The organism is Verminephrobacter eiseniae EF01-2, assembly GCF_000015565.1.
Lineage (GTDB): Bacteria > Pseudomonadota > Gammaproteobacteria > Burkholderiales > Burkholderiaceae_C > Acidovorax > Acidovorax eiseniae.
In genome coordinates this window covers 3,954,949-3,979,059 of the sequence record NC_008786.1, presented here as the reverse complement: position 1 = coordinate 3,979,059, position 24,111 = coordinate 3,954,949, and the positions used below count along the sequence as shown (strand labels likewise).

Below are 24,111 nucleotides of genomic sequence, written 5' to 3'. Positions count from 1 at the left end.
CCTCAGCGCATGTCCCGGGGTTCGACATCCGTCACCTCGTCCGCACCGGGCAGGCCGCCGCCACGGCGTGGCGTGGTCCAGCGCGCGCCCGAACGAAAAGCGGCATGGAACCCGGTGCGCGGATCGACGCGCCCCATGAACCGCCCCCAGGGGCTCATCGGACGGCCCGTCAGCCTGGCCCACAGCGCGCACAGCGCCCACGCCAGCGCCAGCACCATGGCGGCGGCCAGCAGGCTGACAAAGAACACCAGCCCCATGACCAGCAGCAGCGCGCGCAGCAGCCAGCGCAAACAAGTCGTAACGATCTGGTTCAAACGACACCTCTCCTTCAGACAACGCGGAACCCGTCCCCGGCCTCACTGCGGCGCAGCGCCGAACTGGAACACCCCCGGATCGAGCATCGGGTTCACGCTGACCGCGATCACGCTCTTGGGCGGGAATTGCCCTTGCAGCAGCAGCCTGGACAGCGGGTTTTCGATGCGCTGCTGTATCGCCCGCTTGAGCGGCCGCGCGCCGAACACCGGATCGAACCCCACCTTGGCCAACTCTGCCACAGCGGCGTCCGAGACCTGCAATTGCAAGTCCATCTTCGCCAGCCGGGATTGCAACGACTGCAACTGTATCCGCGCGATCGACGCAATATGCTGCGCATCGAGCGCGTGGAACACCACCGTCTCGTCGATCCGGTTCAGGAATTCGGGCCGGAAATGGTTCTTCAGTTCCCCCCACACCGCGTCCTTGATGTCCTGCGGGTCCTGGCCCACCATGGCTTGGATCAGCGGCGAGCCGATGTTGCTGGTCATCACGATCACCGTGTTCTTGAAGTCCACGGTGCGGCCCTGGCTGTCGGTCAAACGGCCATCGTCGAGCACTTGCAGCAGCACGTTGAACACGTCGGGATGGGCTTTGTCCACCTCGTCGAGCAGCAGCACGCTGTAGGGCTTGCGGCGCACGGCCTCGGTCAGATAGCCGCCCTCCTCATAGCCCACGTAACCGGGGGGTGCGCCGATCAGGCGGGCCACGGAATGCTTTTCCATGAACTCGCTCATGTCGATGCGCACCATGTGGTCTTCGCTGTCGAACAAAAAGCCCGCCAGCGCCTTGCACAACTCGGTTTTGCCGACGCCCGTGGGGCCCAGGAACAGAAAACTGCCGCTGGGACGCTGCGGGTCCGACAGGCCCGAGCGCGAGCGGCGGATGGCGTTGGCCACGGCGGCGATCGCCTCGTCCTGGCCCACCACACGCTGGTGCAGCCTGGCTTCCATCTGCAGCAGCTTGTCTTTTTCGCCTTGCATCATCTTGGCCACCGGGATGCCGGTGGCGCGGCTGACCACCTCGGCGATTTCCTCGGCCCCCACCTGCGTGCGCAGCAGGCGGCGGGTGGCCGGCGCGCCGTCCTTGCCCGCTTCCTGGGCCTGTGCTTGCCGGAGCTGCTTTTCCAGCGCGGGCAACTGGCCGTATTGCAGTTCGGCCACCTTGTTGAAGTCGCCCTTGCGGGTGAATTCCTCGATCTGGAACCTGAGCTTGTCAATGGCTTCGCGCAGTTGCGCGCTGCCCTGCGCCTGGGCTTTTTCCGCCTGCCAGATCTCGTCGTAATCGGCGATTTCCTTTTGCAGCCGGGTTATCTCCTCCTCGATCAGCGCCAGGCGCTTTTGCGAGGCTTCATCCTTTTCGCGGCGCACCGCCTCGCGCTCGATCTGTACCTGTATCAGGCGGCGGTCGAGCTTGTCCATCACCTCGGGCTTGGAATCCATCTCGATCTTGATCTTGGAGGCCGCCTCGTCGATCAGGTCGATCGCCTTGTCGGGCAAAAAGCGGTCGGTGATGTAGCGGTTGGACAGTTCGGCGGCGGCCACGATGGCCGGGTCGGTGATGTCCACGCCATGGTGCACCTCGTACTTTTCCTGCAAGCCGCGCAAGATGGCAATGCTCGCCTCGACCGTCGGCTCGTCGACCAGGATCTTCTGAAAACGCCGCTCCAGCGCAGCGTCTTTTTCGATGTACTTGCGGTACTCGTCGAGCGTGGTCGCGCCCACGCAGTGCAGTTCGCCACGCGCGAGCGCGGGCTTGAGCATGTTGCCCGCGTCCATCGCCCCTTCGGCCTTGCCGGCGCCGACCATGGTGTGCAACTCGTCGATGAAGACGATGGTCTGCCCCTGGTCCTTGGCCAGTTCGGTGAGCACGGCTTTCAGGCGCTCTTCAAATTCGCCACGGAACTTGGCGCCGGCCAGCAGCGCCGCCATGTCCAGCGACAGCACGCGCTTGCCCTTGAGCGACTCGGGCACCTCGCCGGCCACGATGCGCTGGGCCAGACCTTCGACGATCGCCGTCTTGCCCACGCCAGGCTCGCCGATCAGCACCGGGTTGTTCTTGGTGCGGCGCTGCAGCACCTGGATCGCGCGGCGGATTTCATCGTCGCGGCCGATCACCGGGTCGAGCTTGCCCAAGCGCGCGCGCTCGGTCAGGTCCAGGCAGTATTTGGCGAGCGCACCGCGCTGGCCTTCGGCCTCGGCGCTGTCCACCTTCTGGCCGCCGCGCACGGCCTCGATCGCGGCCTCCAGACTCTTGCGCGCAAGGCCATGCTCTTTGGCCAGTTGCGCCGCCTCGCCCTTGCTGTCGATCACGGCCAGCAGGAACAATTCGCTGGCAATGAACGGGTCGCCGCGCTTGATGGCCTCTTTCTCGGTGGCCTGCAGCACACGGCCCAGTTCGGGCCCGACCTGCACCTGCTCATTGCCCTGCACCTGGGGCAGGCGTTTGACGGCCGCCTCGGCCGCTGCCAGCAGGCCAGGCACATTGGCGCCGGCACGCTGCAACAAGGCCCTGGGACCATCGGCCTGCCTGAGCATGGCCGCGAGCAGGTGCACCGGCTCGATGTAGGCGTGGTCATTGCCCAGCGCCAGGCTTTGGGCATCGCTCAATGCCTCCTGGAATTTGGTGGTGAATTTGTCGAGACGCATGTTGGGGATCCTCCGAATTGCAAGGCACATGAGGCACGGCCAGCCTGGTTTCAAGGGCCGCGCCCGGGCGCGGGGCGGACTGGCGTTCATCGGACGATGGCGCGTCGATCGCTCTGTGGACCCGCATTGACCACCATTTTGCGAGCCATCGGCGTGTGATCGATCCGTGCATGCAGCGCATGGAATCCGGACTGGGTAACTACCCGTATTTCCCGTTTTTGCCGTAGACCATAATCTGCAACTCGATGCAACAGAGTGCGGCCATCTTGCGTGCGCCAGCCGAGTGACGATGGCCCGACCCGGCAGCCGGCTTTCGACCTGGCGCTCGATGGGCAAGCCCGTGCCGATGAACTTTGACAAGGAGACAATAAATATGAACTGGTCCAAAACGCTGCTGTTCATCCCGGTAGCAGCGGTCACCCTCGCGGCAACCTTTGCGGCCCCGGCGCAGGCGCGGAACATGCCCAGGAAGATCGGCTACGTCACGAACTACGCCACCCATGAGTGGTACCAGAATGTCATCAAGGGCATGAAAGCGCATGGCAAGGACCTCGGCATCGAGGTGGAGGTGCAGGATGCCAATCTCGATATCGCAAAGCAGGTGGCTGCGGCCGAGGATTTCATTGCCAAGGGCGTCGATGTCCTGATCATCACGCCGGTCAACGAAGAGGGCGTGGTGCCACTTTTGCGCAAGGCCAAGGCAGCCAACATCCCGGTGGTGCTGGAAGGCAACCCGGTCAAGGGCATGACGACCATGGTCGCCATTTGCGACTATGACACCGGCTATTTTTCAGGCATCGAGGCCGGCAAATACGCCAAGAAAAAATTGGGCGGGACAGCCAAAGTGATGAATGTCGGTTTGCCGCTCCTGTCGGCCACCGTGCTGCGCTCGAAGGGCTTCATGGATGGGATCAGGACGGTCATTCCCGGCGCAACGATGGTGCACGACCTCGATGGCGGCGGCAATCCGGATCGGGCGCTCGAAGTCTCCTCGGCGGCTCTGGCCAAGAATGCCGACATCAACATCATCTACGGCATCAATGACTCGTCGTCGCTGGGCGGCCTGCAAGCGTGGAAGGCGGCCGGAAAGTCGCAGGACAACCTGCTGACCGTTGGCACCGGCGGTGAGGGGCTGGCCTTCATCAACGCCATCGAGAAGGAACCGTCCTACCGCATCGAGGCGGCCATGTTCCCGGAAAAGGAAGGGTACACAGCCATCGACGCGGCGGTGAAGCTCTTCAACCAGGAGAAGGTGCCGCAGCACATCGTCAGCCCGACCGCGCCGATGAATGGCGACGACTGGAAGAAATATTACAGTTATGACGGCACCACCCGCACCATCAAGTGGGACGCCGTCAATGCGCTGACGCCACCGGCCAAGTGCATGAAGACCGCTGCAGATCTGAAGAAATAGGCATTCCCTCAGGATGCCCCGGCGTTCGATGTCGATACGGTTCGGTCAATCGGGCTCGCTCGTTCTGGCGCTGGTGCTGGCCACGCTTTGCATCGCCATCTCGGCCGCAGAGCCACGATTTCATTCCGGGGCCAACATCATCGCCATCTTGCGCCAATGCGCCTTGGTGTTGATCGCTGCGTGCGCAATGACCATGCTCGTCATTGCCGCCGAGGTCGATTTGTCGGTCGGTGCCTCGCTGGCCTTTGTCGGTTGCATCGGCATGGCCGTGCTCAATGCGACGCATAGCCTTGCGCTGGGCATGTTGGCGGCGCTGGCTTTTGCCGGCGGGGTCGGCCTTGCCAACGGTTTGATCGTCACGCGCCTGAAAGTCAATTCACTGATCGCCACGATCGGCACCATGATGATGCTGCAAGGCGGCGTCTATCTTTTCACCCGCGAGGCGGTGCAGAACCAGCACCAGTTGGCGGGGTTTACCGCGCTCGGCGCGGGCCATGCCGGGGTGGTGCCAATTCCGGTCATCGTCGCGGCGGTGATTTTCCTGATCGCCTGGATGACGCTGCGCCTGACGGTGCTGGGGCGTTTCATCTACGCCGTCGGCGCCAACGAAAGGGCGCTGCGCCTGTCGGGTGTCCGTTCCGAACGGCTGAAACTGTTCGCCTTTGTCCTGACCGGCCTGTGCGTCGGCGTGGCCGGCATGATCCTGTCGTCGCTGATGAATGCCGGTCAGCCGACGGCCGGGCGCGGCTTCGAGCTCACGGTCATTGCCGCTGTCATTCTGGGCGGAACCAGCCTGGCTGGCGGTCGCGGCTCTCTTTTCGGCACATTGCTCGGTGTGTTGGTGCTGAAAGTCATCGACAACGGCATCATCCTCCTCGGCTGGAACCAGGACTTGCAGATGATCGTGCCGGGCGTCGTCATCATTTTGGCGACCTATCTCGATGTCGTGCGGAGCAAAGCCAATGCCCGCTGATCTGCATCGGGCCTTCGTCGGCAAAGCGGCCATCGATGTCGGGGCGCTCGAAATGGTCGGCATCGGCAAGCGGTTTCCGGGCGTCGTGGCACTCGAAAATGTCGACCTGACGCTGGCTCCCGGCAAGGTGCATGCGCTGATGGGGGAAAACGGCGCCGGCAAATCGACGCTGATCAAGATCATGGCGGGCGTCCATGCCAAGGATGCCGGAACCATCCGGATGCAGGGCCGTGATGTCGAGATCGGGTCGCCGCGTGACAGCCTGAAGCAAGGCATCAAGGTCGTGTTTCAGGAAATCGCACTGATCCCGGAATTCACGGTGGCCGAAAACATTTTTCTGGAAGGCTACCCGACCGGCAAGACCGGCGCGATCGACTGGAAGAAGATCCGGACCGACGCCGCCGCATTGTTCCAGCGCATCGGCTTTGATGTCGATCCGGCAGCACGCACGGGCTCGCTGCCTGTCAGCCAGCAGCAGATGGTCGAGATTGCCCGTGCGCTGGCGCACGAGGCGCGTGTCGTCGTCATGGACGAGCCGACTTCATCGCTGACACCGAACGAGGTGGCCTTGCTGTTCACGGTCATTCGCCGGCTTGCCGCGCTCGGCATCGCTGTCGTCTATGTCAGCCACAAGCTCGGCGAGGTTTTCGAGATCGCCGACATGGTGACCGTGCTGCGCGACGGCCGGCATGTCTCCACCCGGCCCATCGGCGAGCACAGCAACGACACGCTGATCCAGGACATGATCGGTCGGCGCATCGACAATCTGTTCCCCCGCCAGCGCGGCCCGGCAGGCACGCGCGTTGCGCTGCGCGTCCAAGGTCTGTCGACGGCGCGCAAATTGAAGGATGTCAGCTTCGAGGCGCGCACCGGCGAGGTTCTGGGCTTCTTCGGTCTGATGGGCGCCGGGCGCACCGAGCTGGCAAAGGCGATCGTCGGCTACGATCCGATCACCGCCGGCACGATCACGGTCGACGGCCAGGTGCTGTCGCCGCATGACACCGCCTCGGGCGTCCGCCTGGGCATCGGCCTGTTGACGGAGGACCGCAAGAGCGAAGGTCTGATGGCTGATTTGCCCGTCTACCAGAACGCCAGCCTGGCTGCGCTGAAGCGCTTTGCCACGATGGGTTTCGTCGACGCCGCCAGGGAGCGCGCCGCCGTGCAGGACTATGTCGACCGCTTCCGGGTCAAGACGCCAAGCCTGTTCCAGCAGATCAAGCACCTGTCGGGCGGCAATCAGCAAAAGGTGCTGATCGCCCGCTGGCTCATGCGCGGACTGAAAGTCATCGTTGTCGACGAGCCGACGCGCGGCATCGATGTCGGCGCCAAGTCGGAGATATTTGCACTGCTCGACCGCCTCGCCGGTGAAAGCCTGGCGGTCGTGATGATGACGTCCGAAATGACCGAACTGCTCGGCTTGGCCGACCGTGTCGTGGTCATGGCCGAGGGCCGCATTGCAGCGACTTTTTCACGGGCAGACGCCACGCAGGAAAGGATTCTCGATGCCGCTATCGGTTGAGATGGCCCTGTTTGCGCACGCCGGAATTCCGGTCGAACCCATCGGGTTCGGCCGGTCATTCCGGGCGTGTCGGTTGTGTTTCCACGCCGCGGCACAGGCCGGCATGCCATGACCAGCGCCCCGATGTCTGCCCCTGTGCGGGCGCAACCGTCCTTGCTTGCGCGCCTGTTGCGGCGTCAGGAAATGGCGCTGCTGGTTTGCCTGATCCTGGTCATCGCCTTTTTTTCCGTGGCGGCAGAGAACTTCTTTTCCGTGCGCAATATCAGCAACGTGCTTGGCCAGGCGTCGCTGCCGCTGATTGCCGGCACGGGCTGCGCCATCGTCTTCATTTCCGGCGAAGTGGATATTTCGATCGGCGCGCTGCTGGCGACCATTGCGCTGCCGCTGATCGTCGTCATGAACGATACGCAATCGCTGGCCCTCGGTGTCTCGGCCGCCTTGATGTTCGGGCTGGCGATCGGGGTCGTCAACGGCTGGCTCACCGCCTATGCCGGCATCAACTCGCTGATTGTCACGCTGGGCATGATGTTCGTCATGCGCGGGGGCGTCTACCTCTACACCGGCCAGCGCGCCATCTCCGACGATGCCGCGCTGGACAGCTTCATCGCGCTGTCCGATGGACGGCTGTTCGGCGTCATTCCCTATGCGGCCGTGATCGCCATCATTTTGCTTTCGCTCTTCGCCTACATGATGCGCCATCGTCCTTTCGGGCGGCAGGTCTATGCCGTTGGCGGCAATCCGGAAGTCGCGCGCCTTGCCGGTTACGATGTGCGGCGGGTGAAGTTCCTGTGCATGATCATCAGCTCGTTGCTGGCCACCGTCGCCGGCATCATTTTGGCAGCCCGCGTCGGTTCGGCGCAGCACACGGCGGGGCTCAATTTCGAATTCCAGGTGGTCGCCGCGACCGTGCTTGGCGGGGTCAGTCTCGCCGGCGGCATCGGCAACCTGGGTGGCATGGCGCTCGGTGTGCTGATTCTGCAGTTCCTGTCCAATGGCCTGCGCGGGCTTGGGCTGCCGACCGAATGGCAACTGGTCATCACCGGCATGATCATCATCGCCGCAGTGGCTTTCGACGAAGCCAAGCGCCGGCGCGCAACAGGAGGCTGAAATGGCTCGACTCGAAGGAAAAACCGCCGTCATCACCGGTGCCGCCGACGGCATCGGCCATGCGATCGCGCAGGCGATGGCGCGCGAGGGTGCGCATGTCTTTCTGAGCGACATCAGCGACGCGCAGGGCGAGCGTTGCGCTGCGCAACTGCGCGCGGCAGGCCATCTTGCCGACTATCTGCATTGCGACGTGGCCAAGGCGGACGACATCGCCCGCCTGGTCGACACCGCCGTCCGTCAGACCGGGCATCTCGACGTGATGGTCAACAACGCCGCGATCGCCATCGGCGGCATGCCCGTCCACGAGATGACCGACGAACAATGGCAGCGCCTGATCGAGATCAACCTGACCAGCGTGTTTCGCGGCTGCAAGTGCGCGTTGCCGCACATGATCGCGCAAAAGTCGGGATCGATCATCAACATGGCCTCGGCCCAGGGCCATATCGGTCTCGATGGCTGGACCGCCTATGCCGGCGCCAAGGGTGCGGTGATGGCGATGACGCGCCAGATGGCGGTCGAATTCGGTCCGGTGAACATCCGCGTCAACTCGATCTCGCCGGGCACCATCGACACGCCGATGAATGACCGGCTGGCCCGGCAGATCGGCGGCAACCTCGCCAAGGCGTGGGTGAAGATGCATCCGCTCGGTCGTATCGGCAAGCCTTGCGAAGTGGCCGAGGCCGCCGTCTATCTCGCCTCCGACGCCGCCGGCTTTACGAGCGGCACCGACCTGCGCGTCGATGGCGGGCTGACCGCCGCGCCGCGCTACGTCCCGGAACTGCTTTGACGACATGAAAGAGACATGAAATGAACAAGGCCCTCGAAGGCATCCGCATCCTCGATTTCAGCCATCTGCTACAGGGGCCGTTTGCCACGCAACTGCTCGGGGACATGGGCGCCGACGTCATCAAGATCGAGCGCGCCGGTGCCGGCGACATGTTCCGTGGCATGACCTTTTTTGCCAAATGGGTGGGCGGCTCGGAAAGCCCGAATTTCCTGGCCTGGAACCGCAACAAGCGCTCGATCGCCCTGAATCTGAAGAGCCGCAAGGTGCACGCCATCATCATGGAGATGGCGCAGACCGCCGACGTGGTGGTGCAAAATTTCCGCCCCGGCGTGCTGGCCAGGCTCGGCTATGGCTACGAGGACTTCAAGGCCGTCAATCCGGGCATCATCTATTGCTCGGGTTCCGGCTATGGCGAGGAAGGCCCCTATGTCGAGCGCCCCGGCCAGGACATGCTGATCCAGGGGCTGTGCGGGCTGATTGCCAATACCGGCCGGGGCGACCAGGCGCCGGTTCCCGTTGGCGCCGGCCTGGCGGATCAGATCGGCGCCATGAACATGGTCTACGGCATCCTGTCGGCACTCTACTATCGCGAAAAGACCGGCAAGGGCCAGAAGATCGAGGTCAATCTGCTGGCCGGCCTGCTGGCGCATCTGAACCAGGAATATGTCGCCGTGCTCAACCTCGGCGAGGATTTCGTGCGGCCGAACTCCGGGATCGGCCATCCCGGCATGCAGGCGCCGTTCGGCATCTACGAAACCAGGGACGGTGGCTACATATCGATCGCGATGAGCCCGTTCAAGGCGCTCTACCAAGTGCTGCAAGCACCGCAGCTTGCGGTCTACGACGATCTCAAGACCCTTTTCGACCAGCGTGACGAGGTGTTCGGCAAGGTCAATGCCGAGACCAGAAAGTTCGCCACGCAGGATCTGCTGGCACGGCTGCTGGCCGTCGACATCTGGTGCGCCGAGGTGAAGGATATCCGCCGCGCGGCGGAAGATCCGCAGGTCATGCACATGGGCATGATCACCAGTTACGAGCATCCGCGCGGCGGCAAGGTCAGGGTGGTCGGGCCGGCGGTCAAAATGAGCGAGACGCCCGCAACCATCGAACGGCCGGCCCCGCTGGTCGGCCAGCATGGCCGCGAGATACTGGCCGAGCTCGGCCTGTCCAGCCAGGAGATTGCCGCTCTGGAGGCGTGCGGCGACATGACCGTGGACATGGCCTGACACCATGAGCGCCTGTCAAACCCTCACGGTCGAAACTTCGGGCCGCGTCGCGCTCGTCACCTTCCGGCGCGCCGACCAACTCAATGCCATGAACCGGCTGATGCAAAGCGAGATCACGCAGGCTTTCGAGGCGCTGTCCAGCGATGCGGGCGTCGGTGCGATCGTGGTCACCGGCGAAGGGCGCGGCTTTATGGCCGGTGCCGACATCAAGGAATACGCCGCGCAAACGGCGCCGGAATTCGACGCCTTCCAGGCAGCCGGAGCGCGCATGTACGCGGCCATCGAGAACAACCGCAAACCGGTGATCGCAGCGGTCAACGGCTTCGCGTTGGGCGGCGGCATGGAACTGGTGCTGTGCTGTGACATCGTGATCGCCAACCCATTCGCCAAGCTCGGTCTGCCGGAGATCAAGCTCGGGCTGATCCCTGGCGGTGGCGGCACACAACGCAGCGTCGCCAAGCTCGGGCGCAACCGCGCCAACCTCCTGCTGATGACCGGCGCCATTGTGCCGGCCTGCGAATTCATCGCTGCCGGCCTGGTCAACGAGGTCGTCGATGCCGAAAGGCTGATACCGCGCGCGCTGGAACTGGCCCGGATGATGGCCGCCGAGCCTGCCAGCGCGATCGAAGGCATGAAAGCGTTGACGGCGCATGCCGTGTCGGGAGATCTGGCCGGCGGCCTCGCCATGGAGCGCGATATCCTGGGCCGCCTCTACCGCAGCGAGACCGGCCAGCGGCGGATCGAGGCGTTCGCCGGAAAAAACGCAACACCAACGAAGAAGGAGCCACCATGAAGGACAGCGACAACTACCGCGGACTCGGCTGGGCGCATGGCGCGCTGACCGTCCAGCGGCTCGGCGCGATGCTTGCGCCCGTGACATTCGTGCTTGCGGATGGTCGGCAGATTTCGCCGCTGCACATCGCCCCCTGGTCGCACGAACCGCAGGCGCAAGCGCTGCCGGGCGTTCTGCGCAAGCTGCGCGGCGAATGGCCGTGCGTCCCCTTCGGCTATTCGGTGCCGGCCGACGGATGGCCCGGGGACTGGTCGCGCGTGATGCTTGCGCCGGAGCCTGACGAAGAAGTCCATGGCCATGGATCGAACCATGACTGGGATTGGCGCGCCAGCGAGCGCCAGTCATTGGCCCTGGCGCTTGCCTATCCCACCGCAAGCCCGGTCGAGCGCGTCGAACGGACGGTGGTGCCCGACCCGTCGGCGCCGGCCATCGACATTGAATTGAAAGTCATCGTCCGCCGTGCCTGCCGCCTGCCCATTGGCCTGCATCCTGTCTTCCGGCTGCCGGAAAAGACCGGTGCCGCCACGCTGGAACTCGGCCATTTCGATCATGGCCACACCTATCCACACGAGGTCGAGCCGGGCGCTGCCTTGTTTGCCGATGGCAAAACCTTCACCGATCTGGCCAGCGTTCCGGCACGCTCCGGCGGCATGCTGGACGCCTCACGCTTGCCACTGGCCGCCGTGACGGAGGAACTGCTGCAGGTCCATGGACTCGACGGCACGGTGGCGCTTGCCAACCATGCGGACGGCTACCGGGTCCGACTCTCGTGGCAAAAGGCGCATTTCCCAAGCCTTCTGCTCTGGTACTCCCATCGGGGCCGCAAGGCCGCGCCGTGGAATGGGCGCCATGTCGCCATCGGCATCGAACCGGTCTGCTCGCCCTTCGGCCTCGGCCTGGCGACCGCACTGGCCGACAATCCGCTCGCGCAATCCGGCATTGCGACGGCGCTGGAATTCTCGCCCGAAAGGCCGTTCGTGACCCGCTACCGGATCGAGGCATCCGCGCTGTGAAAGAGCGCGCAGCCATGCCGAACCGGCCTCGGCTCGACGGATGGCGACGGGCTGCCGGGCTGCCGCACGGGTGAAGGGACCTGCGATGGCAAAACCGTTGCTCGAAATGTCGGCCGCGAAAGTTTTCTTCGACGGCATCTTCACCAGCCCGCGCGTCGCGCACCCGGAGGGCGTGGCCGTCCACCGCGACGGATCCATCTGGTGCGGCACCGAAACCGGCGATTTGCTGCGGCTGGCCGCCGATGGTGCTTCGGTCGAGCGCATGGGTGGCACGCAAGGGTTTCTGCTCGGCATTGCCTTCGACGGTGCCGGGAACTGTTTTGCCTGCGATTGGAAGCACTCGGCGATCTTTCGCCGGGATGCCGGGACAGCGCAGATGGAACGCTTTGCTTCGGCGGGCATCCGCGTGCCGAATTACCCGGTCGTCGACGAGCTGAGGGGCTGGCTCTTCGTGTCGGACAGTGTCGGCCAAGACAACCGCTCCGGCATCTTCCGCTACGACCTGAAGACCGGCGACGGCGGCCTGTGGTGCCGCGAGGCCATGTCCTTTGCCAATGGCATGGCCATGGCGCCGGATGGCAACGGCCTGTATGTGGTGGAAAGCAATGCACCGTGCATCAGCTATGTGCCGATCCTCGCCGACGGTGCGCCCGGAGCCCGGCGGGTCGTCGTCGAGGGGGTGCACAACGTTCCGGACGGCGTGGCCTGCGCGCCCGACGGTTCGCTGTTCATTTCATGCTACGAGCCAAGCCGGATTTATCGCTGGCGCAAAGATCGGGGTCTCGAAGTGCTGATGGAGGATCCGACAGCGACCACGCTGGCGCATCCCACCAACATCGCCTTCAAGGGCGACAAACTCTACACGGCAAATCTTGGCCGCTGGCACATCACCGAGATCGATCTGGCCGCCCTTGCCAGCCCGGGCCGCTGACGGTCTGCGGCCCGTTCGGCCCGCCGGATTTGCCACCCCACATCCGCAGGGGGCCGCATCCGCAGGGGAATGGGGCCATGCGCCCGGTCGGCCTTCCCAAGACCCCAAGACGCCCCAAAGCGCCCCAAAGCGCCCCAAGACGCCCGGTGTCGTACCGGCGGCCTTGAACGCGGCGCACGACGGATCGGCCATCGGGCTGTCCGTTGCGTCGAACTACCCGGTCCGGTTCCAGCGGACGAGCGCGGCATGGCTGCAGATTTCCATTTCCAGAAGGGGCGCCGAGGCGCGGTTCATGGTGCGTGTTTCAGCGCCGGCGACAGCGCCTGGCCGCGCTCCGCCCAGGCTTGGTGGTACAGCGCGGTCAGCGCTCGGTGCAGCCGGCGCATGTCGGTCTGACCGCGCAGACAGCGGTTGATTTCGCCGCCGGCGGCTTCCACGAAGGCAACGATGCCGGCGAATCGCGGGCGCACCCAGGCGGCTTCGAGTGTCGTCAGCGTGGCGGCGAAGAAGTCGCGGGCCATGGCGTTGACGCTCCGGTCGCGCCAGGCAGCCAGGTTGCCGGGCTGGCCCCCGGCGCTGGCGTAGAGGCCGCGCTGCACTTTGGCACTGTGCAACCAGGCGAGAAAGGCGGCGGCCGCGCGCGGTGCCACGCTGTGGCTGGAGATCGCCATGCCGGCGCCGCCGAGCAGGGCGCCACACGATGGCTCGGCACCCGGCCCGGCCAGCGGCGCGAACCGCAGCCAGGGCCTGCGCTCTTGGCGCGCGTAGTTGGAGTAGCCAAAGGCCGCAGGGCAATAGACCATGCGCTCGCCGGCCAGCATCGCCTCGTACACGCGGATCGGGTTGTCGACCAGGCAGGACGGCTGCGCATGTTGCACGATCCAGTGCAGGTGCCGCATGACCTGTTCGGTCACATGGGCCGGCAGGAACTCGCCTTCGTTGCGGCCCAGCGGGTGCCCCAGGTTGGCGGCCAGCGTCAGAAAGGTGCAGGCGGCGTCGGTCGGTGTGCCGGCCCAGGACAGCGTCTGCCCGTTTGCGCGTGCGCGCTCGGCCAGCAGCAGCACATCGGCCCAGCGCCTGGGCGGCTCGGGCGCAAGATCGGCGAGCAGGTCTTCGCGGTAGCTGGCGACCTGGGCTGCGGCATCCGTGGGCAGCGCGAAGACCTTGCCGCGCCAGACATAGGCTTGGCCGGACGGGCCTGCGCCCTGTGCCGTCAGCCGCGACAGCACAGGGGCGGCGATCAGTTCACGGAGATCGCGAAAGCAGCCGGTCCGATCGGCCTGCCCGATGAAGGGATGGTCGATCACCAGCAGGTCGAAGCTGCGCGCCAGTTCCTCGTGTCGCGTCACCGATCAGATGTCGTAGGCTGCGCGCAGCCATCGGAGCGCAGCGCAAGGCGCATCGCGCAGCCCATACCGAGCTGTATTGGCAAGCGATGCAACGCCGCGATGCGCTTCGATGGCCAGCGCGGACCGACAGATGATCGGTGATGCGACACTAGATCGGCGCGGCGCCAAAGTCATGCAAGGAGCGCTGGCGCCATTCGATGCGCACATGGCCGCTCAGTTGCGCGTAACGGCTCGCGCAGGCCACGAGCGGGTCGTAGCCGCGTGGATGCGCCCAGGTCAGTCCCTTGAGCGTGATCGGTTCGGTCTTGTCGTTCACTGGGGAACCTTTGCCTTCGGCTACGGTATGGGCGCCTTCGGGCGGCCGCGCGGTGCCCACGGTCCGGGAACCGGGGGCGCCATGGCACAGGCGCTCAATCGGCCCGGATATCGTTGGCCTGCACGACCTGCCTCCAAGTCTCGTAGTACCCGTGGGTCATGCCCATCAGGCGCTCGGGCGTGCCGCCGCCCGGCTCGTCGCCGCGATCGGTGATCGTCTTGACCGTGACCGGATCGGCCATCGATTGGTTCAGCGCTGCGTTGGCCTTCCTGACGATCTCGGGGGACAGGCCGGGCGGGCCGTACAGGCCGATGAACGAGGTGACGATGAAATCCTTCAGGCCGAGTTCGTCCGCCGTCGGAACCTGCGCCAGCGCGGGCACGCGCCTGTCGCTGGTGACCATCAGCGCCCGCAACTGCCCTGACCGGACGAAGGGTGCGATGACCGACACCGCGTCGAACATCAGCTTCACGCGGCCAGCGATCAAGTCGTGCAGCGCCGGCGCGCTGCCCTTGTAGGCGATGTGGGTCATCGCCGGCCGGCCCATGCGCTCGCGCAGCAGTTCCATCGCCGCCTGCGTGAGACTGCCAGGCCCGGAGGAGGCGTAGTCGATGCCGTCCTGCGCCTTGACCCAGGCGAGCAACTCGCTGAAGTTCTTCGCACCCACGTCCGGATGCACTGCGAGCACCAGCGCCGACTGCAGCAGCAGGCCGATCGGCACCAGCCTGCGCGGGTCGACCATCGGTGTGTTGCGGTAGGTGTGGGGGTTCATGGTCATGTTGCCGCCGTTGCCCACCAGCAGGCGGTAGCCGTCGCTCGGGCCCTTGAGCACATGCTCGACGCTGATGTTGCCGCCGGCGCCCGGGCGGTTGTCGATCACGCAAGGCTGGCCCAGCGCGGCCTGCAAGCCGGGTATCTGCACCCGGATCGCAAAGTCGGTCTGACCGCCGGGCGGCGCGCCGACCACCAGCGTCACGGCCTTGCCGGGCCACGCGGCAGGGCCTTGCGCTGCCGCCACCCCTGGCGCCAGAGCGGTGGCAACGAAACCCAGGCCCGTGCCCAGCGCCTGGCGGCGCGAGCAGTCGGCAGCAGCTTTCATTGGTCGTCTCCCATTTTCATCAGAGTCAATCGATTATTGCTGGCAAGAATGGCACCGAGCCAGGGAATAACCCGAGGCAAACCAGGCCTGCAAGTGGCCATGGCGCTGCGCGCCACCGGCGGCGCATGCAACGGGCGCGACCCATGCCAGGGGTGCCGCACTGCGGGCTTTGCCAGGCTGCTGGTGTCACTCGCCTTCGGGGGCTATCAGCGCCAGCGTCAGCGGCAGCGGCAATGGGCCGGCGGAGTTCGGGCGCCAGTTCCTAGTGTCGCGTCACCGATCATCTGTCGGTCTGCGCTGGCCATCGAAGCGCAGCGCGGCGTTGCATCGCTTGCCAATACGCTCGGTATTGGCTGCGCGATGCGCCTTGCGCTGCGCTCCGATGGCTGCGCGCAGCCTACGACATCTGATCGGTGACGCGACACTAGGCGATTTGAAAAAGTACGCCGCGATCGTGAAGGAGGCGAACCTCCGCATCGAATGACCGGATTGCCGAAAAACGGCCGGGGCCACGAATCGGCCAACGACGGCGGGAGCGCAAAAAATGTGATCGCCTGTCGATACCATGCGTGGAGGTTCCAACTTGACGGCGAACTGGCATTTGCCAACAATTGCGCGAACGTTGCAACACAGTTGCAGCGTGCACCGCGCACGATCACCGACACACCAGCAAACTGAAAAATCATCGTTGACAACCCTATGGAATACCATCACCGCCCGCCGGCACATCCGGGTTTTTCCAGTTCCGTCGATTCGCGCCGCTACACGCACACTTTCCATGGCCACGGGACGCTGCCGCATGGTGTCAGCCGCTCGTCAGGCTCGGGCCATCCGTTCGGCAGCATTGCGAAGAACCAGGCGTTCAACGGTTTCCGGGCATGGCTAGTGTCGCGTCACCGATCAGATGTCGTAGGCTGCGCGCAGCCATCGGAGCGCAGCGCAAGGCGCATCGCGCGGCCCATACCGAGCGTATTGGCAAGCGATGCAACGCCGCGATGCGCTTCGATGGCCAGCGCAGACCGACAGATGATCGGTGACGCGACACTAGGTGTGATGTCCAACGCAGTGCCGGGCGGCGCTACCGTGGCCGTGATCTGCGAGTGCCCGGTCGCGGATTTCCACCGGATGATGGGCGGCATCCATCGCAACAGGTCGTCGCAGGCATGTCAATGACAGACATCGGTTGGTTCGACGCCGTGGTGTCCGATACCGCGCCGCTGGCGCGTGCGATCAAGCAGTTCACATTGCGGGTCCGACAGGGCGTCTACCCGCACTTTACGTCCGGCAGTCACCTGCTGGTGCGGATTGCGGATGGGTTTGGCGGCGGCGTCAATGCCTACTCGCTGCTGGACGCGCATGGCGGCGGCGCCACGGTGCGAATCGCGGTCAGGCATGAGCCGCAGTCGCGCGCAGGCTCGGCCTGGATGCATACCCTGCAACCGGGCGATGCGATCCGGATCAGCGCGCCGAGCAACCTGTTCGCGCTCGATCCGAGCGCGCGCCGGCATGTGTTCATCGCCGGCGGCATCGGAATTACGCCGTTCATGGCCCACCTCCAAGCCCTGCGCGCGCAGGATGCGACATGCCACTTGCACTACGCGTTCAGGAGCGCCGCAGACGCCGCGTTCTGCGCTGGTCTCGGTGCGCGCGGGAACGTCAGTTTGTATGACGCCGCGCGGGGGCAGCGTGTCGATTTGCGGCAACTGCTGGCCGCGCTCGATGACGCCGACCATCTGTATGTCTGCGGCCCGCGCCGGATGATCGACGAGATCGAGGCCGCAGGGGGGCGCTTGCGTGCCGAACGGCGGCTGCATGTAGAGCAGTTTGCGCAACCGGCGCCAGCGCCCAGCGCGGCGTTCACTGTGCGGCTCGTCCGCAGCGGTTGCGAGCTCGTGGTGGCCGAGGACGAATCGATCCTCGACGCCATCGAGCGGCGCAGTCCGGTGCAGGTGCAAAGCCTGTGCCGCGAAGGGTATTGCGGGACTTGCGAGACGCGCCTGCTGTCAGGCAGTGCCGAGCATCGCGATCAATACCTGAACGAAGATGAGCGGCGCGCGCAAGACCGGATCATGCTGTGCGTGTCACGGGCCGCATGTGCCACCCTGGAACTGGATTTGTAGCGCCGTCGTCCGGCGGCGACCTGCGGCGCAAGGCGGATTCCGTGTTTTTTCATCTTTGTGCTTAAGGTCCTGTCGGGTGGCGCTACGCACAGTGATGCGGTGGCGCTCGCGCAACCGCTCACCGAGCTTTCGCAAACGCTCGGTGCGTCCGTTCGCTCGGCTGGTTATGCCAAAGGTGCTGAAGGTAAAAGCTAACGAGAGTCCTGCTCGCTCCAGAAGAGTGCGGTAGTAAGGCAGGTTGTAGGTCTGCAGCAGAGTTGGCGGTTTGTCATCGGAAATAGCCGAAGAACACGTGCTGCTCGCCAAAGCGGCTGTTGTAGTCGTGGTGGATCGTCGCGCTGATACGACCCACCACCACGCCAGCTTCGTTGAATGCAACAAAGTGCTCGATGGCCGCCTCGGCAAACAGCGGGTTCTTTTTCGGCGACATCAGCTTGCGGATGTCGGCGCGCAGTGGCGGCACCCAGAGCGGATCGTGACGATAGAGCCGGAAAGGCAGGTCGATGTAAAGGTCGGTCGGGCGGCGGTCGGTGCCGGGAAGAACGTCGATCATGGGATGTTCTCCAACAAGCGGCGCATGTTGCGGTGGCGTGCCTCGAACAGCCGGTTCATGTATCGATTCACGAACAGCTTCTCAACCAGTCGGCCGCCGTAGGCCTCGTAGCTGACGAGGTCGGTGTACAGCGTGCCGCAAGGATCTGGTCTCACGATGTGCTCATGGCGCAAACGCTTCATTGGGCCGCGCAGCATCTGATCGACGAAGGCAGTGCCGGGGTGCACCTGCGCTATGCGTACCCGCCACTTGCACGGGATGCAATACAGCATCCAGTGCAAGAATTCGAACTCGCGGCCGACAGTGATCTTCAACTGAGTTGGGTCGACCTTGCCGATCGGGCGGATCGGCTCTGGGAAGATCAGCGGGAAGTTGGCGCCGTCCAAGCAGAAGTCGAGTACCTCGTCGGGGCTGCGGCCGTGGATCAGAACTGTCTTTTCCATCACTGCGGCCATCACGCGATCTCCTGCTCGACTGCTGTGCTCTGGTTGCTGAATTGGGCGATGTAGCGCGCCCAGTGTTCTGGCTCGAGCGCCTTGTCGAAGCTGCGCAGGCCCGCTAGTGTCGCGTCACCGATCATCTGTCGGTCTGCGCTGGCCATCGAAGCGCATCGCGGCGTTGCATCGCTTGCCAATACAGCTCGGTATGGGCAAGCGATGCGCCTTGCGCTGCGCTCCGATGGCTGCGCGCAGTCTACGACATCTGATCGGTGACGCGACACTGGGCTGGCGTCGCGGTTGACGCCACCAAGCGCCATCATCATCACCTCGGCCATACAAGCCGGCGAGGGTTTTGCCATTCCTCAGCCCGCAATCCCGCAGTTCACCGACAGAAACTGCTTCATCCGGGCCAGCGCCAGTTCCGGATTGGACAGCACACCGCAGGCGTCGGCCAGCTCGAACAGCTTCGCGTAATGGACCGGGCCACGGGCCGATGACAGCCCTGCGGCCATCGAGAAATGCGCTTGGTGGCCGTTGAGCCAGGCCAGAAACACCACGCCGGCTTTGTAGTGGCGGGTGGGTGCGCGGAAGATTTCGCGCGACAGGGCCACCGTGGGGTCCAGCAGTTGGCGAAATTCCCGGGGGCGTCCGGCGGCCAGTTGCGCCAGCGCTACGGCGGCCACCGGGGCGATCGGGTCGAAGATGCCCAGCAGGCCGTGGGAGTGGCCGGCCTCGTCGCCGGCCATCAGTTCGGCGTAGTTGAAGTCGTCGCCGGTGTACATCTTCACGCCCGGGGGCAGGCGGCGGCGCAGTTCCAGCTCCCATCGGGCGTCGAGCAGGGAGACCTTGATGCCTTCGACCTTGGCCGCATTGTCGGCAATCAGCCGGGCCACGGTCTCCAGCGCCGTGGCCAGATCGGCCGAACCCCAGTAGGCCGCCAGTGCCGGGTCGAACATCGGGCCGAGCCAATGCAGGATCACCGGCTGCGAGCAATCGTTCAGGATGCGGCCATACAGTGCGTGGTAGTCATCGGCGCCGTTGGCCGCCCGGGCCAGTGCGCGGCTGGCCATCAGGATGACCCGGCCGCCTTCGGCCTCGACCACGCCGAGTTGCTCGCGGTAGGCGGCCTCGACCTGGGCCAATGAGACCTGCGGCCCCGGGGCCAGTTGGTCGGTGCCGACCCCGCAGGCCAGTTCTCCGCCGACGGCGCGGGCATGGCCGATGCTGCGTTGGATCAGTTCACGCGCCACCGGCCAGTCCAGGCCCATGCCGCGCTGCGCGGTGTCCATGGCCTCGGCGACTTTGAAGCCGAGCCGGTAGAGGTGTTCACGGAAAGCCAGCGTGCTGTCCCAATCGATCACCGGCGCTGCATCCCAGGGGTCGACCGTGGCCCACGGGTCGACGACCACATGCGCAGCGGCGTAGACGCTGCGGTTGAACGGGCCGGGCCGGGCCGCTGGCGCGGGCGCAGGCGCGGGCGCTATGGGGCTGGCTTTGAGGGCGTAGGTCTTGACGGACCCGTCGATCTGCGGAAGACGGATGTGCATGGCGTTCTCCAGGGGCTGGGTCAAAGACGAGCAAGGATGTGGTCGGCGGCTTTTTCGGCCACCATGATGGTCGGCGCGTTGGTGTTGCAGGAGGGCACGAAGGGCATCACCGATGCATCGACGACGCGCAAGCCTTCGATGCCGATGAGCTTCAGGTCTGGCGCCACGACGCTGTGGGCGTCGCTTTCCGGGCCGATCCGGCAGGTTCCGACCGGGTGGTGGTCGGTCTTGGCATGGGCGCAGGCGTAGTCGTACAGGTCTTGGTCGCTTTGTCGCCGGGCGCCGGGCAGTACTTCGGTTTTGACATAGCGCCTGAGCGCCGGCTGCTGCATGATGTCGCGCGCCAGCCGCAGGCCCCCGATGGCCATTGCGCGGTCATGGCTGTCGGCCCAGTAGTTGGGGTCGATCAGTGGTGCGGCGCCAGGGTCGGCGCTGGCCAGCCGCACGCTGCCCCGGGATTGGGGGCGCAGATAGGCGCTGTTCAGGGTCACGCCGGAGTTCTGCATCCTGGCCATGCCGGCCTCGATCCCCGAGCCCAGGCCCAGGTGCAGTTGTATGTCGGGCGAGTGCGCCGGGTGGCTGCGGTCGGCGTACCAAAAGCCGCCGGTCTCGAACAGGCTCGATGCCACCGGCCCGCGCTTGAACAGCAGGTACTGCAAGCCGGCCCAGGCCGCGTGCTGCGGGCGCTCGTATTTGTCGTAGCTGTGATCGCCGGTGCATTCGGCGATCACGAACAGGTCCAGATGGTCTTGCAGGTTTGCGCCCACGCCGGGCAGGTCATGGGCCACGTCCAATCCCAGGCTGCGCAAATGCGCGCCCGGGCCTATGCCTGACAGCATCAGCAATTGGGGCGAGCCGATCGCGCCTGACGAGACGATCACCTCGCGGTGAGCCCGCAGGGTCGCCGGGCTGCGGCTTTTGCCTGTCACCAAGGTGACACCCGCTGCGCGGCGGCTTGCGCGCGGGCCTTCGAGCAGGACTTTCAGCACCCGGGTGTGCAGCTTGATCGTCAAATTCGGCCGCTGTTTGACCGGGTTCAGAAAGGCGGTCGCGCCCGATGAGCGGCGGGCGTTCAACTGCGTCAGTTGGTAGTAGCCCAGGCCATCCTGGGCGGCGCCGTTGAAATCGGCATTGAACGGGATGCCAAGCTCCTGCCCGGCCTGAAAAAAGGCTTCGCAAATGGGCAATGGGCTGACCGGGTTGGACACCCCGAGCGGGCCGCCATAGCTGTGGTGCTCGTTGGCAAAGCGCTGGTTGTTTTCCGAGCGTTTGAAATACGGCAGCACGTCGGCATAGCCCCAGCCGAGCGCGCCCGCGTCCCGCACCCAGGTCTCGTAATCTGCGGCGGCGCCACGGGTGTAGAGCTGGGCATTGATCGATGAGCCGCCTCCGATGACCTTGGCCTGGGTAAAGCGCAGCACCCGGCCTTGCAGGTGCTTTTGCGGCACCGTGCTCCAGCCCCAGGAGGCAATGCCCTTGGTCATCTTGGCAAAGCCGGCAGGCCAGTGGAACAGCGGGTGCCGGTCCGGCCCTCCGGCCTCGATGAGCAACACGCTGACCGACGGGTCAGCGCTCAGCCGGTTGGCCAGTACGCAACCGGCGGAGCCGCCGCCGGCGATGATGTAGTCGTAGTTTTCCATGCGTGATCAGCGTCGTCGATGTCATAAGCGTGCAATGGAGAGCGCGCCGTCCACCGACAGCGCGCTGCCGGTGGCAAAAGCCAACTGCCCGCTGGCCAGTGCCGACACCGCGCGCGCCACATCCTCGGGCTGCCCCCAGCGCTGCATGGGCACCAGCCCTTCGGCGATGCGCTGCCCGTATTGGGCGGCCACCGGCTGCGTCATCGGCGTTTGGATGATGCCGGGCCGGATCTCGAACACGGCGATGCCGGCCGCTGCCAGGCGCAGCGCAAACAGTTTGGTGAGCATGGGCAGCCCGGACTTGGACAGGCAATACTCTGCGCGTTCGATCGAGGCCAGTTCGGCGCTGACCGAGGACAGTGTCACTATCGTGCGCGGGCGTGCCGGATGCGCCGGCGTCGTTTGCAGCATGTGGCGCGCGACGGCCTGGGTCATGAAGAAGGTTCCGCGCAGGTTCACGCCCAGCACCTCGTCGAAGGCGCGGGGCTGCACATCGAGCAGATCGCCACGGCTCGGTGCGGCGATGCCGGCGTTGTTGACCAGCACCTCGACCGGCCCGCCCCAATCGGCGATGGCTTGCACCAGCGCCGGATGGGCCTCGACCCGGGCCAGGTCCGAAGGGAAAAAACGGGCCCGGCCAGCGCGCGACTCGATCGCGTGCAGGGTGTGCGCGGCGCCGGGGTCGGCGGTATCGGCAGGGTCGGCGAGATCGGTCATGGCGACGGCGAATCCATGGGCTGCCAGGTCGATGGCGATGGCGGCCCCGATGCCACGGCGGGCGCCGGTGACGATGGCCAAGGCAGGGCGCGTCACGACAGTTGCTCCCGAAGATGCCGGCCCACGCGCAGCGCCTGCGCGGCCACCGTCAGCGCCGGGTTGACGGCTGCCGAAGAAGGGAAAAAGCCCGCGTCCACCACGTACAGGTTGTCGTGGTCCCAGGCTTTGCACAGCGCATCGAGCGCCGAGGTGCGCTCATCGGCGCCGAAGCGGACGGTTCCGCATTGATGGGACACCACCTCGGTGCCAAAGCCCTTGGCCAACACCAGCGGATAGCCGGTGCCACGCAAAATCTCTTTGCATTGGCTCACCCAGCGCTGGTGCGCCTTCAGGTTGCTGCGCTTCCAGTGCAGGTTGATGGCGCCGTCCTGGCGCAGGGTGACCCGGCTGTCCGGGTCCGGCAGGTCTTCGCTTTGCGCGTACCAGTCCACGCTGTGCTGCGCCAGCAATGCGCGCAGCATCCGGGGCAGATGGCCCAGCGGCCCGCGCAACATCGGTTCGCGAATCTTGCCGAGCAGTTGCAAGCTGCCCAGCGGGTAGCCGTAGCTGGCGGAGCCGAAGTAAAAGTCGTGCAGCGCCAGCGTTTTCGGGAAACGGGTGCGGTTGCGCTTGAGCGGATGCAGCGCCATCAAGGCCGTGGTGTTGTGGGTCATGTAATGGCGCCCGACGACATCGCTGCTGTTGGCCAGACCCCCGGGATGCGCCCGGTTGGCCGAGCGCAGCAGCAGGGCCGCCGAATTGATCGCGCCGGCACTGAGCACGAACAGCTTGCCGCCAATGTGCTTGCGCACGCCATCTTCGAGCACCTGCGCGGCGACGATGCGCCTGCCGCCGGCATCGGTGAGCAAGCGCTCGACCAGCACCCCGGTGCGCAGTTCGACGTTCGGTTGCCGCAGGGCCGGACGGATCAGCTTGATCTCGGCGTCCCCTTTGGCATCGATCCGGCAGGGCAGGGCGTCGCAGTTGCTGCAACGCCGACAGCGGCCAGCGTCGCCCAGGTCGATCGCGCTGGGCATCGGAAAGGGCGACAGACCCTGGGCTTGCAGCCGGTCATGAATCGCCTGCATCACAGGCTCATGCGGCACCGGTGGGTGCGCATAAGCACAGCTCCTGGCCGGCTCGGTCGGGTCGATCCCCGCCTGGCCGCGCACACCGAACAGGCGCTCGGCCAGCGCGTACCAAGGCTCCAGATCGGCGTAGCGGATCGGCCAGGCGGGCGATTCGCCCTCCTCATGCTGCACGCGCTCGAAATCGCGCTCGCGCAAACGGAACATCGCCGTGCCATAGAACTTGGTCAGCCCGCCGACAAAGTAGAACATTCCCGGACGGAAGGCGCGGCCGTCGGCGTACCAGATGTCATCGGTCTTGTAGCGCTGCTTGACGAAGACCTCCTCCAGGTCCCAGTTGTGCGGCTCCCGGGGCAGAAACCGGCCGCGTTCGAGCACCAGCACCTTGGCGCCAGACCCGGCCAGTTGCAAGGCCACGCCGCCGCCGCCGACACCGGAGCCGATGATGACCACATCCGCCGGGTCTTGGTTCATGGTGGC

General features: G+C 65.4%; 28 protein-coding genes. 13 read left to right on the top strand and 15 right to left on the bottom strand.

The annotated features are described in order from the left end of the window. Positions 1–2 precede the first annotated feature (2 nt). Positions 3–314, bottom strand: a complete 312-nt coding sequence (locus VEIS_RS17435; protein WP_041950133.1) for a hypothetical protein — start codon at positions 312–314, stop codon at positions 3–5. Between the two features lie 42 nt (positions 315–356). Then, complete coding sequence (gene clpB, locus VEIS_RS17430; protein WP_011811308.1) at positions 357–2,960, bottom strand: ATP-dependent chaperone ClpB; 2,604 nt, start codon at positions 2,958–2,960, stop codon at positions 357–359. Positions 2,961–3,249: 289 nt separating this feature from the next. On the opposite strand from clpB, the gene VEIS_RS17425 reads away from it, so the two are divergent. After that, entirely contained in the window at positions 3,250–4,374 is a 1,125-nt protein-coding gene (locus VEIS_RS17425; protein WP_011811307.1) for a sugar ABC transporter substrate-binding protein, read from the top strand. Between the two features lie 120 nt (positions 4,375–4,494). Here VEIS_RS17425 and VEIS_RS30710 read toward each other — a convergent pair whose 3' ends face one another. Next, the gene (locus VEIS_RS30710) at positions 4,495–4,632 is read right to left on the bottom strand and encodes a hypothetical protein (protein WP_232287991.1); all 138 of its coding nucleotides are present in this window, start codon (positions 4,630–4,632) and stop codon (positions 4,495–4,497) included. Here VEIS_RS30710 and VEIS_RS17420 point away from each other — a divergent pair. The 8 genes from VEIS_RS17420 to VEIS_RS17385 all read left to right on the top strand — a co-directional run bounded on the left by VEIS_RS17420 (position 4,568) and on the right by VEIS_RS17385 (position 12,723). Further along, positions 4,568–5,347 (top strand): ABC transporter permease, encoded by a 780-nt coding sequence (locus VEIS_RS17420; protein WP_232287958.1) that lies wholly within the window; start codon positions 4,568–4,570, stop codon positions 5,345–5,347. The genes VEIS_RS30710 and VEIS_RS17420 overlap by 65 nt on opposite strands. Beyond that, positions 5,337–6,866 carry a sugar ABC transporter ATP-binding protein gene (locus VEIS_RS17415; RefSeq protein WP_011811305.1) on the top strand — a complete coding sequence of 510 codons (1,530 nt, stop codon included), beginning with the start codon at positions 5,337–5,339 and terminating at the stop codon, positions 6,864–6,866. Before VEIS_RS17420 ends, VEIS_RS17415 begins: the two co-directional genes overlap by 11 nt. Positions 6,867–7,019: 153 nt before the next feature. Continuing rightward, positions 7,020–7,973, top strand: coding sequence for an ABC transporter permease (locus tag VEIS_RS17410; RefSeq protein WP_232287735.1), 954 nt, complete (start codon positions 7,020–7,022; stop codon positions 7,971–7,973). 1 nt (position 7,974) lies between these two features. After that, positions 7,975–8,760 (top strand): SDR family NAD(P)-dependent oxidoreductase, encoded by a 786-nt coding sequence (locus VEIS_RS17405; protein WP_011811303.1) that lies wholly within the window; start codon positions 7,975–7,977, stop codon positions 8,758–8,760. A gap of 20 nt (positions 8,761–8,780) precedes the next feature. Continuing rightward, complete coding sequence (locus VEIS_RS17400) at positions 8,781–9,986, top strand: CaiB/BaiF CoA transferase family protein (protein WP_011811302.1); 1,206 nt, start codon at positions 8,781–8,783, stop codon at positions 9,984–9,986. 4 nt (positions 9,987–9,990) lie between these two features. Continuing rightward, positions 9,991–10,779 carry an enoyl-CoA hydratase/isomerase family protein gene (locus VEIS_RS17395; RefSeq protein WP_011811301.1) on the top strand — a complete coding sequence of 263 codons (789 nt, stop codon included), beginning with the start codon at positions 9,991–9,993 and terminating at the stop codon, positions 10,777–10,779. Further along, positions 10,776–11,792 carry a hypothetical protein gene (locus VEIS_RS17390; protein ID WP_011811300.1) on the top strand — a complete coding sequence of 339 codons (1,017 nt, stop codon included), beginning with the start codon at positions 10,776–10,778 and terminating at the stop codon, positions 11,790–11,792. Before VEIS_RS17395 ends, VEIS_RS17390 begins: the two co-directional genes overlap by 4 nt. An 85-nt stretch (positions 11,793–11,877) precedes the next feature. Further along, entirely contained in the window at positions 11,878–12,723 is an 846-nt protein-coding gene (locus VEIS_RS17385; RefSeq protein ID WP_011811299.1) for an SMP-30/gluconolactonase/LRE family protein, read from the top strand. Between the two features lie 290 nt (positions 12,724–13,013). Here VEIS_RS17385 and VEIS_RS17380 read toward each other — a convergent pair whose 3' ends face one another. From VEIS_RS17380 to VEIS_RS17370, 4 genes are read right to left on the bottom strand one after another with little or no spacing between them, the layout of a single operon-like run. Beyond that, a complete protein-coding gene (locus VEIS_RS17380) occupies positions 13,014–14,072 on the bottom strand; it encodes an extracellular solute-binding protein (RefSeq protein WP_011811298.1) in 1,059 nt (352 codons plus the stop codon). Next, complete coding sequence (locus VEIS_RS29005; protein ID WP_157048566.1) at positions 14,069–14,221, bottom strand: hypothetical protein; 153 nt, start codon at positions 14,219–14,221, stop codon at positions 14,069–14,071. The genes VEIS_RS17380 and VEIS_RS29005 overlap by 4 nt, the downstream gene beginning before the upstream one ends. Then, positions 14,221–14,448 carry a hypothetical protein gene (locus VEIS_RS17375; protein WP_011811297.1) on the bottom strand — a complete coding sequence of 76 codons (228 nt, stop codon included), beginning with the start codon at positions 14,446–14,448 and terminating at the stop codon, positions 14,221–14,223. The genes VEIS_RS29005 and VEIS_RS17375 overlap by 1 nt, the downstream gene beginning before the upstream one ends. A gap of 34 nt (positions 14,449–14,482) precedes the next feature. After that, a complete protein-coding gene (locus VEIS_RS17370; RefSeq protein ID WP_011811296.1) occupies positions 14,483–15,487 on the bottom strand; it encodes a Bug family tripartite tricarboxylate transporter substrate binding protein in 1,005 nt (334 codons plus the stop codon). A 265-nt stretch (positions 15,488–15,752) separates the two neighbouring features. Between VEIS_RS17370 and VEIS_RS29000 the strand changes: the two genes are divergently transcribed. Continuing rightward, a complete protein-coding gene (locus tag VEIS_RS29000) occupies positions 15,753–15,971 on the top strand; it encodes a hypothetical protein (protein ID WP_157048564.1) in 219 nt (72 codons plus the stop codon). After that, on the top strand, positions 15,968–16,165 hold the full coding sequence (locus VEIS_RS30705; protein WP_232287734.1) for a Rieske 2Fe-2S domain-containing protein: 198 nt from the start codon (positions 15,968–15,970) through the stop codon (positions 16,163–16,165). Before VEIS_RS29000 ends, VEIS_RS30705 begins: the two co-directional genes overlap by 4 nt. Before the next feature lie 184 nt (positions 16,166–16,349). On the opposite strand, the gene VEIS_RS28990 is transcribed toward VEIS_RS30705, so the two are convergent. Then, a complete protein-coding gene (locus tag VEIS_RS28990; RefSeq protein WP_232287733.1) occupies positions 16,350–16,532 on the bottom strand; it encodes a hypothetical protein in 183 nt (60 codons plus the stop codon). Positions 16,533–16,656: 124 nt separating this feature from the next. Between VEIS_RS28990 and VEIS_RS17365 the strand changes: the two genes are divergently transcribed. Then, entirely contained in the window at positions 16,657–17,607 is a 951-nt protein-coding gene (locus tag VEIS_RS17365; protein WP_041950132.1) for a PDR/VanB family oxidoreductase, read from the top strand. 268 nt (positions 17,608–17,875) lie between these two features. On the opposite strand, the gene VEIS_RS17360 is transcribed toward VEIS_RS17365, so the two are convergent. From VEIS_RS17360 to VEIS_RS31215, 3 genes are read right to left on the bottom strand one after another with little or no spacing between them, the layout of a single operon-like run. Continuing rightward, entirely contained in the window at positions 17,876–18,160 is a 285-nt protein-coding gene (locus VEIS_RS17360) for a hypothetical protein (protein ID WP_011811292.1), read from the bottom strand. Next, positions 18,157–18,615: an SRPBCC family protein gene (locus VEIS_RS17355; protein ID WP_011811291.1), complete on the bottom strand. Its 459-nt coding sequence runs from the start codon at positions 18,613–18,615 to the stop codon at positions 18,157–18,159. Before VEIS_RS17355 ends, VEIS_RS17360 begins: the two co-directional genes overlap by 4 nt. Continuing rightward, positions 18,615–18,740, bottom strand: a complete 126-nt coding sequence (locus tag VEIS_RS31215; RefSeq protein WP_265259691.1) for a hypothetical protein — start codon at positions 18,738–18,740, stop codon at positions 18,615–18,617. The genes VEIS_RS17355 and VEIS_RS31215 overlap by 1 nt, the downstream gene beginning before the upstream one ends. Between VEIS_RS31215 and VEIS_RS28985 the strand changes: the two genes are divergently transcribed. Next, positions 18,722–18,901 (top strand): hypothetical protein, encoded by a 180-nt coding sequence (locus VEIS_RS28985; RefSeq protein ID WP_157048563.1) that lies wholly within the window; start codon positions 18,722–18,724, stop codon positions 18,899–18,901. The genes VEIS_RS31215 and VEIS_RS28985 overlap by 19 nt on opposite strands. Positions 18,902–18,962: 61 nt before the next feature. Here VEIS_RS28985 and VEIS_RS17350 read toward each other — a convergent pair whose 3' ends face one another. The 4 genes from VEIS_RS17350 to VEIS_RS17335 are packed head-to-tail and all read right to left on the bottom strand — an operon-like array spanning position 18,963 to position 24,105. Next, positions 18,963–20,147: a dihydrodipicolinate synthase family protein gene (locus tag VEIS_RS17350; RefSeq protein WP_011811289.1), complete on the bottom strand. Its 1,185-nt coding sequence runs from the start codon at positions 20,145–20,147 to the stop codon at positions 18,963–18,965. Between the two features lie 20 nt (positions 20,148–20,167). Further along, entirely contained in the window at positions 20,168–21,787 is a 1,620-nt protein-coding gene (locus VEIS_RS17345; RefSeq protein ID WP_011811288.1) for a GMC family oxidoreductase, read from the bottom strand. Between the two features lie 21 nt (positions 21,788–21,808). After that, a complete protein-coding gene (locus tag VEIS_RS17340; protein WP_011811287.1) occupies positions 21,809–22,600 on the bottom strand; it encodes a 3-ketoacyl-ACP reductase in 792 nt (263 codons plus the stop codon). Beyond that, complete coding sequence (locus VEIS_RS17335; protein WP_232287732.1) at positions 22,597–24,105, bottom strand: GMC oxidoreductase; 1,509 nt, start codon at positions 24,103–24,105, stop codon at positions 22,597–22,599. The genes VEIS_RS17340 and VEIS_RS17335 overlap by 4 nt, the downstream gene beginning before the upstream one ends. Positions 24,106–24,111 lie beyond the last annotated feature (6 nt).

What these genes read in the sequence shown, in the direction of transcription:
- VEIS_RS17365 (WP_041950132.1), top strand. Translation starts at nt 16,657, where the DNA reads ATGACAGACATCGGTTGGTTCGACGCCGTGGTGTCCGATACCGCGCCG.
- VEIS_RS17335 (WP_232287732.1), bottom strand. Translation starts at nt 24,105, where the DNA reads ATGAACCAAGACCCGGCGGATGTGGTCATCATCGGCTCCGGTGTCGGC.
- VEIS_RS17415 (WP_011811305.1), top strand. Translation starts at nt 5,337, where the DNA reads ATGCCCGCTGATCTGCATCGGGCCTTCGTCGGCAAAGCGGCCATCGAT.
- VEIS_RS31215 (WP_265259691.1), bottom strand. Translation starts at nt 18,740, where the DNA reads ATGATCGGTGACGCGACACTAGCGGGCCTGCGCAGCTTCGACAAGGCG.
- VEIS_RS17395 (WP_011811301.1), top strand. Translation starts at nt 9,991, where the DNA reads ATGAGCGCCTGTCAAACCCTCACGGTCGAAACTTCGGGCCGCGTCGCG.
- VEIS_RS30705 (WP_232287734.1), top strand. Translation starts at nt 15,968, where the DNA reads ATGACCGGATTGCCGAAAAACGGCCGGGGCCACGAATCGGCCAACGAC.
- VEIS_RS17425 (WP_011811307.1), top strand. Translation starts at nt 3,250, where the DNA reads ATGGCCCGACCCGGCAGCCGGCTTTCGACCTGGCGCTCGATGGGCAAG.
- VEIS_RS17370 (WP_011811296.1), bottom strand. Translation starts at nt 15,487, where the DNA reads ATGAAAGCTGCTGCCGACTGCTCGCGCCGCCAGGCGCTGGGCACGGGC.
- VEIS_RS17345 (WP_011811288.1), bottom strand. Translation starts at nt 21,787, where the DNA reads ATGGAAAACTACGACTACATCATCGCCGGCGGCGGCTCCGCCGGTTGC.
- VEIS_RS17405 (WP_011811303.1), top strand. Translation starts at nt 7,975, where the DNA reads ATGGCTCGACTCGAAGGAAAAACCGCCGTCATCACCGGTGCCGCCGAC.
- VEIS_RS17355 (WP_011811291.1), bottom strand. Translation starts at nt 18,615, where the DNA reads ATGGCCGCAGTGATGGAAAAGACAGTTCTGATCCACGGCCGCAGCCCC.
- VEIS_RS17400 (WP_011811302.1), top strand. Translation starts at nt 8,781, where the DNA reads ATGAACAAGGCCCTCGAAGGCATCCGCATCCTCGATTTCAGCCATCTG.
- VEIS_RS17385 (WP_011811299.1), top strand. Translation starts at nt 11,878, where the DNA reads ATGGCAAAACCGTTGCTCGAAATGTCGGCCGCGAAAGTTTTCTTCGAC.
- VEIS_RS17420 (WP_232287958.1), top strand. Translation starts at nt 4,568, where the DNA reads ATGCTCGTCATTGCCGCCGAGGTCGATTTGTCGGTCGGTGCCTCGCTG.
- VEIS_RS17390 (WP_011811300.1), top strand. Translation starts at nt 10,776, where the DNA reads ATGAAGGACAGCGACAACTACCGCGGACTCGGCTGGGCGCATGGCGCG.
- VEIS_RS17350 (WP_011811289.1), bottom strand. Translation starts at nt 20,147, where the DNA reads ATGCACATCCGTCTTCCGCAGATCGACGGGTCCGTCAAGACCTACGCC.
- VEIS_RS17360 (WP_011811292.1), bottom strand. Translation starts at nt 18,160, where the DNA reads ATGATCGACGTTCTTCCCGGCACCGACCGCCGCCCGACCGACCTTTAC.
- VEIS_RS30710 (WP_232287991.1), bottom strand. Translation starts at nt 4,632, where the DNA reads ATGCAACCGACAAAGGCCAGCGAGGCACCGACCGACAAATCGACCTCG.
- clpB (WP_011811308.1), bottom strand. Translation starts at nt 2,960, where the DNA reads ATGCGTCTCGACAAATTCACCACCAAATTCCAGGAGGCATTGAGCGAT.